Source organism: Lysinibacillus sp., assembly GCF_032093475.1.
Lineage (GTDB): Bacteria > Bacillota > Bacilli > Bacillales_A > Planococcaceae > Lysinibacillus > Lysinibacillus irui.
Map to the genome: position 1 here is coordinate 1 of NZ_DAMDAY010000002.1, position 8,823 is coordinate 8,823.

Consider the following 8,823-nt stretch of genomic DNA (forward strand, 5'->3'; position numbering starts at 1 on the left):
TATGAAGTAGCTGCGTGCTCTCTACTTTTAAAAACATTTCCGCATACTTATTAAGCCCAAGAATAATACCGCTAGCATCACTTACAATAACAGCATAAGGTAAGTAATCGTACGCATTGAAGGAATGTGATCTTTCATGCGCATGGCTAACGTATAATTTATGGGCAACATCATCATTTAGTGTTGAAATTTGCGCAACAATCTCCTCTGTATTCGGATCATAAAAACATTTAAAAGATAGCATTTCGTAGTCGTTTCCAGCTGTGCGGATATTGAAAATTTCTTCCGAGCGCAAATCATTTTGTAATTGTTTGACGAATTTAGTCCATTTAAAATTAGATTGCTCGTCCATAGCTAAATAGCCAATATACGTTAAATTAAGATTAAAAAGCTTAATAGCAGCTTCATTGACGTTCAAAATTTTCCCTGCTTTATTCAGTATAAGTGTTGGTGACGAAGTACTTTTCATAAGATTTCCAAAACATTGATTAATATCATTTTGCTTCAACTTTCTCACCGAACCTTTCACAAGAGTAAAAAACCTCTAAATCGAATTTTGAGCCTTTACTATACTTTATGACAGCACGATTCTATTATTACAAAATTTAGTAAATTTAAGTATTTTAAATTATTTCACGAACCGTTCACAAAATAAATAGGTAAAAAGAATTATATTGTATGTCAGATACTTGACTGATACAATAAGATGTTGAAAGGAAGATTATTAAATGAATACTATTTTAACTACTTTAAACGCAAAGTATATTCACACAAATTTAGCATTGCGCTATTTAAAAGGCGCAGCTTTACCAGAGTTTAATCCAATTATAGCAGAGTATACAATTAAAGACCCTGCTTTTAATATTGTATCAGATTTGTTCCAAAAAAAACCTGATATTGTTGGATTTAGCTGTTATATCTGGAATATCGAAGAAACCATTCACGTGATTAAAATGTTAAAAACGGTCTGTCCAAATGTTAAAATTTTGCTCGGTGGACCTGAAGTTTCTTATGATTCTCACCATTGGCTACGCCGTATACCTGAAGTAGACTTTATTGTTATGGGTGAAGGCGAAACTTCATTTAAACAATTATTGCGCTATTTCCACGGAGAGATACTGTTGGAGGATGTTCCTGGGATTTGTTATTTAGAGGATGGAAAAGTAAAGATTCACGCACAGCCGCCAAAAATTGATCTACGGGAATTGCCAAGCCCATTTCGTTTCGAGGAGGACCTTCCCCATCTTAGCAAACGAATTCAGTACATCGAAACAAGTCGAGGCTGTCCGTTTAGTTGCCAATTTTGTTTATCTTCTATTGAAGTAGGCGTTCGCTATTTTAACCGTGAAAAAATTAAAGAAGATATTCGTTTCTTAATGGATAATGGTGCTCGAACAATTAAATTCGTAGATCGTACCTTCAATATAAGCCGTAGCTATGCAATGGAAATGTTCCAATTTTTAATTGATGAACATCAACCTGGTGTTGTATTCCAGTTTGAGATTACTGCCGATATCATGCGACCTGAAGTTATCCAATTTTTAAATGACAATGCACCAAGAGGGTTGTTCCGTTTTGAGATAGGTGTTCAATCTACAAATGATTTAACAAATACACTCGTTAAACGCCGCCAAAATTTTGAAAAACTAAAAAGAACGGTGACAATGGTAAAAGAGGGCGGAAAAATAGATCAGCATTTAGATTTAATTGCTGGTTTACCAGAGGAAGATTATGCAAGCTTCCGTCAGACGTTTAATGACGTTTTTGCTATGCGTCCAGAGGAATTACAGCTTGGATTTTTAAAGCTTCTACGCGGTACTGGACTTCGATTAGAGGCTGAAAAGTTTGGCTATACCTATGTAGATATATCTCCATATGAAATTTTCTCTAATAATGTTCTAACATTTGATGATATCGTTCGCATTAAACATGCAGAGGATGTTCTTGAGAAATACTGGAATGATCACCGTATGGATCATACCATCGAATATTTAGTTACAGAGGTCTTTGACACACCTTTTGACTTTTTCCAAAACTTCGGAACTTATTGGGAAACAAAAGGTTGGTCCCGTATTGGTCATCAGTTGGAGGATTTATTCCAACGCTTATTAATGTTTTTAGAAACGGTGGATGGTGTAAATTTAAACATTGTCAAAAGCTTAATGCAGCTTGATTATTTAATGGCTCAGCAGTTCCAGCCACGTAAACTATGGTGGAATGAACGCCCAACTGAAGAACAACAAAAGGCCCTTTATCATGCCTTACGTGAAGATCCAACTATCGCAGGTGAGGAATTTGCAAGCTTTAAGCTGTCTGAGAAGGAATTATTTAAGCATACACTAATTATCCCTCATGCTCTTGATTACCAAGATTTTAAGAATGGCAAAATTGTACAAAAAAATGGCTATTTGTTAACCTATTTCCGTCACGGCCAAGCACCTTATTTTGCAACAATTCATTCTATGTAATACGAAATGCTAGTCCTTACTAACGATCAGGACTAGCTTTTTTTCTGTCTTAAACTTTTCTAAAACCTTTATTTATGGACTTCCTGAATCAATAGATAATTAGTCAAGTATTCATAGCTAAGCTTCAAAACTTTAGGGCAAATGCCTTAAAGACATACTCTAAAAGCTTTGTAAATAATACCCACAAGGAAATTTTACTTTCGGGAAATATAATTTTAAATTTTTCGAAAATTATATGACAATTTAAGGAATTTACTTTTTTATATGAAGTATACGATGAAATGATGACACATTAGCATCGTATACTTCTAAAAAATTAGCCAATAATAACTCGTTCTTTTGGATAATGGAAGCTTGATTTTTTACCTCGTCCCCCACCACCAAGTGTATAAAGGAATGAAATTAAACCTACTCGGCCTATAAACATTAAAATAATGATAATGATTTTTCCAATCACAGATAAATCGGAAGTGATTCCTAACGACATACCACATGTTCCGAATGCAGAAGTAATTTCAAAAATAATTTGAATAAGTGACGCTTGTGGTTCTGTAATGAGCAAAATGATCGTTGCAATTAACACCATAAAAAATGCTAATAGGATTACCACGAATGAACGAAAGACGTCTATTAAATGAATTTCCCGCCCAAATACTTGAATATCTTCTCTTCCCCTTGCAAAGGTTATTAAAAATAAAATGGCCAAGGCAAATGTCGTTGTTCGAATACCCCCACCAACAGAACTTGGCGAAGAACCAATGAACATGAGAAAACTCATAAAAATATCTGTTGCCTCACTGAATGTCGTGACATCGTAAGTTGTTAATCCAGCGGAGCGCGTTGATACTGAATGAAACATCGCTGAAAAAAGAGCCTCGTGCCAAGACATTTCTTTAAAGGAATGGAATGATTCAAGGAGTAAAATGACAAGAGCACCAACAACAAATAATACCGCGTATGTTGATGTCGTAATTTTGGTAAACAGACTGAAGCGAAAATTCGCACGTCGATTAAGCAAAAACGTCTTCAATTCGATTAATACCGGGAAACCGATAGCACCTAACACAATAAGCACCATCGTAACCATTTGAACAAAATAATCATCATGGAAAGGCAATAAGCTCATTCCTGTAATATCAAACCCACCATTAGTTGTTGCCGAAATTGAAGCAAACACACCATGCAAGAACGCTTCTTCCAATGTATCAAAGTAATTGGTGAAGTGTAGTGTTAAAATAACCGTACCTACCACTTCAATACCAAATAAAATTTTCAAAATTTCACGAATTAATTTAACAACACCTGACACACTGTACTGATTATGATCAATCATAATTAATTGACGTTCACGCATTCCAATTTTTTTCCCTACTAGCAGCCATACAAAGGTACCGAGTGACATAATACCGATGGCACCTAACTGTAAAATAACAAGAATCATCACAAGTCCAAAGGTTGTATAGGTTTCTGAAATATTAATAGTTGTTAAACCTGTGACACTTACTGCACTCACTGCGGTAAACAAACTATCTAAAAACGAAACTTTTACACCTTCTTGCTGAACGCCTGGAAGCCGTAATAACAGGAAGGAAATCGCTATGGCTATAAAGTAATAAGAAACAAGTACCTGAAATGGTGTGACAAGTTTATTTGATGATTTTTTCCAAGGCACTTTAACAACCCCTTCCACATATGATGCCCAACTAGATAGATAATAGTATAGAAAAAATACATAAAAAAAGAAAGAGGAATAGTTACACCTAAACATCCTAGTTTGTCGACAAAGGTTTAATTTGTATACTAAAGCCTTTATTCATTTGTTGAATAACCAAATCAGAGGAGAAAAAATAAGGAGTAAGTGGTCAAATGGGGGAGGAATAGTATCGAGGTTAATAAATTTTAATAATAAAAACAAGCATGAGAATTCTTTTTCTCATGCTTGTCTTTATTGTATTTAAAACCCTAATTATTCTTTTTATTACGAACTCCTACTAGATAGCCAACAAATGCAATGGCTAGCAAGACAACCCAGAATGTTAACTCCCACGCAGTGGAATGTGGAAACTCTTCAGGTAGTATTCCAACTTTTTCATGGGCTAATGTTAAAACAACCAGCTTCACACCTACCCATCCCACGATTAAAAATGCGGCTGTTTCAAGTGAAGGATAGTCATTTAATACTTTAACAAACCATTGTGCTGCAAAACGCATCATAATGACGCCGATAAATCCACCAAGGAGCATAACAATAAACTGTCCTCCATTGATACCACCTATATCAAATTCTCCTAAATGCGGTAAAGTTACGGCAATAGCAACTGCTGCCAGCATTGAATCGATAGCAAATGCAATATCTGCCGCTTCAACCTTCAGAACCGTTAACCAGAATCCAGAACCCTTTTTCCCAGATTTTTCAGTAGATTCTTCATCATCATCGTCTTTATGTTTACGCAAATCATAGATGTTTTTCGCAGACATAAATAGTAAATAGGCAGCTCCTACCGCTTGGATTTGCCAATAGTTTACCAACACTGTTATTACAAAAAGCGCTGAAAATCGGAAAATCAGTGCTCCAAATAATCCATAAAATAGTGCCTTTTTTTGCTGTTCTTGTGGTAAATGCTTGACCATAACAGCCATCACTACCGCGTTATCAGCCGCGAGTAATCCTTCTAATACAACAAGGACAATCAATACCCAGCCATATTGTAATAAAATTGTTTCCATTCTAGTGCCTCCTCTAAGCTCTATATACCAAAAACGACCATTTCATCTAAAGTACAAAAGAAAAAAACCCCTGCCTTTATTCAGGCAAAGGTCTCGCTAAGTAAATTCGTACCTTATTTCTTTTTGGTACATCAATCTACACGTCATTACGTATAGAGCCATTCACTATCACACCCGATGGCAAAAACCATGTCTTGACGAATGTGAAACCAGGTAAATTAATTTCCTGTTAGCTACTCCCCTTTGACAAATGTCGAAGGTATCTTCTTTCAATCATTATAGCACTATCATTTACTACTGACAAAAATATCTATATTATTTTTTACTTAATTTGAATGTGATAGCTCTCATCCTTATTATGGGCTAAATAAAAATCAATCATTCTTGGCATTGTCTGTATAAAATCCGGGCATGTAATATCACCTTTTTGTAAAATATACTGTGCTTCAGAGGTGTCAAATGTGGCATTCCATGTTAGATAATCTAATGTTTCTTGTTCGACACCTAGTTTTTTTCGAATAAAAGGAATCTGTAATGATAGCTTTGCCAGAGTAAATGGTATACGCCCTTTTGGATAAGAATTTGTCATCAGTTTCACCATTGTACGGTATACTTCCTGCACAGGATGAGGTTTGGGATCTGTTAAATGAAGAGTCTTACCTTCTGCACCTTGTTCGTTTGCCAAAAAAATAGAGGCATTTAAAATATAATCGATTGGCACAACGTTAATCGTCGATGTAGATTGACCAATATACGGAATCAACGGTAGACCCTTCAAGCGTTCCACCAAATTCAAAAAGAAGTAAGGTCCATCAAATTTAATGGTTTCACCAGTTTTAGAATGCCCTCTTACAATCCCAGGTCTAATAATCGTCAGAGGTATTTCTGATTTTAAATCTTCCACTCGAAGCTCAGCCTCATATTTTGTTTCCTCATAATAGTTTTTAAATGCTTGTGGTCGAATAAGTTCATTTTCACGTAAGACTCCTTCTCGAGTACCTGCTACATAGGCCGTGCTAAAATACATATAGCGTTTTAAATTAGGTAAGGTGCGCACAAAGTCATTGACCATTGTTGTTCCATGGACATTCACTTTCCATGCAATATCTCGCGGCACCGCTAAATCATAAATAGCGGCTAAATGCCAAAATACCTCGATTTGTGGGACAATCTCTTTGATTATTTGATCGTCTAAACCTAAATTCGGCAACGTAATATCGCCCTCTATAATACGAATCGAACAGTCAGGAAACGCTTCTACTATTTTGTTTTTTTCCTTCTGTGCTTTAATGGTTTCACCAGCCAGCACAATGGCAATCACCTGCTGCGTTTGTTTCTCTTGGAATAATGTTCGAATGAGCTGACTCGAAATGAAACCTGGAAAACCAGTAAAAAAGTGAACTTTCATATCTCATTCCCCCTATATCTAGCGCATCTTTCTTGTTTCTTTATCCACTAAACTATAAATAATGGGTACAATATACAAAGTAAGTAAAGTAGAGGTTACAAGTCCTCCAATTACAGCTATCCCCATCGGTTGGTTCATTTCTGTCCCTTCACCTATACCTAATGCAAGTGGTAACAACCCTAAAATAGTCGTTAACGCTGTCATTAAAATTGGACGAAGACGATCTTGAGTAGCCTGTAAAATAGCCTCATAAGTTGATATACCCTTCGCTTTTTGTTGATTAATATAATCAACCAGCACAATACCATTATTCACGACAATTCCTACAAGCACTAGGATGCCTATGACAGACGTCACACCAATTAAAGTTCGTGTTAAAAACATAGCTATAGCGACACCTATAATCATTAATGGGACTGAAAACATAATAACAAATGGATATTTAAAAGACTCAAATTGAGCAGCCATAACAATATATACAAGGACAATTGCTAACATAACTGCTAGTAGCATGTCATCAATTGCACTATCATAAAGCTCACGATCCCCACTAAAAACAATCTCCGTAGTAGGTGGTAAATTAACTTCTTCTAATGCTTTATCTACTTTTGCCGATATTCCCCCTAATGATTCCTTTGTTTCATAGTCAACAAAAAAGGCTACTGCTGCTGCCTGGTCAGAACGGCGAATGGATACTGGACCTTCCTGAATAGATATAGTAGCTACATCCTCTAATTTCACAAACAGTCCTGCTGGGGAACGAAGTTGCATCGTTTTGAGCGCATCTATACTATTATTAAATGTCTGTCCAAAACTTGTATAAACCGGTAACACAGCACCGTCCTCTGTAATTAGTTGGGATGTTAATTGTCCTTTTGTCATTTGATTGACGTTTTGAGCAATTTGTGCGGGTACAAAACCATAGTCTTTTGCCCTTTCGCGATCAACCTCAATTTCAATTTCTTCCACAGTATTATCTAAGTCTGTTGTGACATTTGTTACTTCTTGAATTGCTTGTAGCGCTGGCAGCACTTTATCAACAGATTGCTGAAGTCTTTGCTCGTCCGAGTCGGTTAATCGGAACGTTAACGTATGTGGTGAAGAGCCTGTTGCCGTCGATACATTAAAGGTAACCTCTGCTTGCTCCCCAAGCTCTCCCTGTAAATCTTGCTCCAACTCTTCAACAAATTCAAAAATAGAACGTTGCCTTTCTTCTAACGGCACTAGTTTCACATACATTTCGGCCTGATTAGGACTGGCTTGTCCACGTGCCTGTGATTGTTGTGTACCGCCAATTAAACTAACATAAACTTCCACATCTTTTTCCTGCTTTAAACGTTCCTCAATTTGCTTAACAACTTTTTCTGTTTCAGAGACAGCGACACCCTTCTCAAGGTTAATATTTATAGATGTGAATCCTTCATCGGTAGGTGGTAAAAATTCAGTTCCTATTTTTGTAAGCCCAAAAAAGGATAGACCAAAACAGACTACTGTGAAAACAAGGATTAACATTCGGTGCTGTAATACCCATACAATCGAAGATTTGAAACGCTTATAAAATAACGAGTTACTGCGCTGTACATCAAAATTGCTACTTTTCATTTTCAAAAGTCGACTTGCTAACATTGGCACAACTGTAAGGGCCACGACTAACGAAGCTATTAAACTGAACGAAATGGTTAAGGCAAATTCTGTAAAAATTTGACCTATCAAGCCTTCGATAAACATAACAGGAATAAATACAGCTATTGTTGTTAACGTCGAAGCTGTAATAGCAAGGGCTACCTCCTTCGTCCCCTCTTTAGCTGCAGTAATCGGATCCTTTTCTAAGCCTAAATGTCTTTCTATATTTTCAATCACGACTATGGCATTATCTACAAGCATACCAATTCCCAATGCCAGGGCACCTAGCGTCATAATATTGAGCGAAAAATCTGCAAAAAACATCAACACAAATGTCACAATAACCGAATAAGGGATGGCAATACCAATAATAATCGGGCTTTTTACACTACGTAAAAAAACAAATAGGATAAACATCGCAAATAGTCCACCTAGAATTAAGGAAGTACCAATGTTACTAATAGCTAAATCTACATAGTTACCTTGATCGACTAATATATCTGCTGTAATACCCTCATACTGTTCTTTTTTTAATAAATCATCTAATGTCTGCTGAAACGCTTTCGAAACTTCTGCGGTATTTGCACCAGATTCCTG

General features: G+C 36.2%; 4 protein-coding genes and 2 pseudogenes. 1 reads left to right on the forward strand and 5 read right to left on the reverse strand.

Annotation, left to right across the window (positions count from 1 at the left end):
• Window positions 1-418 (reverse strand): annotated as a pseudogene (locus tag RT445_RS00720) (PAS domain-containing sensor histidine kinase); the annotation flags it as partial.
• Between the two features lie 310 nt (window positions 419-728).
• Here RT445_RS00720 and RT445_RS00725 point away from each other — a divergent pair.
• The gene (locus RT445_RS00725; RefSeq protein ID WP_274795736.1) at window positions 729-2,468 is read left to right on the forward strand and encodes a B12-binding domain-containing radical SAM protein; all 1,740 of its coding nucleotides are present in this window, start codon (window positions 729-731) and stop codon (window positions 2,466-2,468) included.
• Between the two features lie 316 nt (window positions 2,469-2,784).
• Here the strand turns inward: RT445_RS00725 and RT445_RS00730 are convergent, their stop codons facing one another.
• The 4 genes and pseudogenes from RT445_RS00730 to RT445_RS00745 form a co-directional block, all read right to left on the reverse strand.
• Window positions 2,785-4,140, reverse strand: a complete 1,356-nt coding sequence (locus RT445_RS00730) for a TrkH family potassium uptake protein (protein ID WP_274795735.1) — start codon at window positions 4,138-4,140, stop codon at window positions 2,785-2,787.
• A 290-nt stretch (window positions 4,141-4,430) separates the two neighbouring features.
• Window positions 4,431-5,195 carry a TerC family protein gene (locus tag RT445_RS00735; protein WP_274795733.1) on the reverse strand — a complete coding sequence of 255 codons (765 nt, stop codon included), beginning with the start codon at window positions 5,193-5,195 and terminating at the stop codon, window positions 4,431-4,433.
• 322 nt (window positions 5,196-5,517) lie between these two features.
• Window positions 5,518-6,603: an SDR family oxidoreductase gene (locus RT445_RS00740; RefSeq protein WP_274795732.1), complete on the reverse strand. Its 1,086-nt coding sequence runs from the start codon at window positions 6,601-6,603 to the stop codon at window positions 5,518-5,520.
• An 18-nt stretch (window positions 6,604-6,621) separates the two neighbouring features.
• Window positions 6,622-8,823 (reverse strand): annotated as a pseudogene (locus RT445_RS00745) (efflux RND transporter permease subunit); the annotation flags it as partial.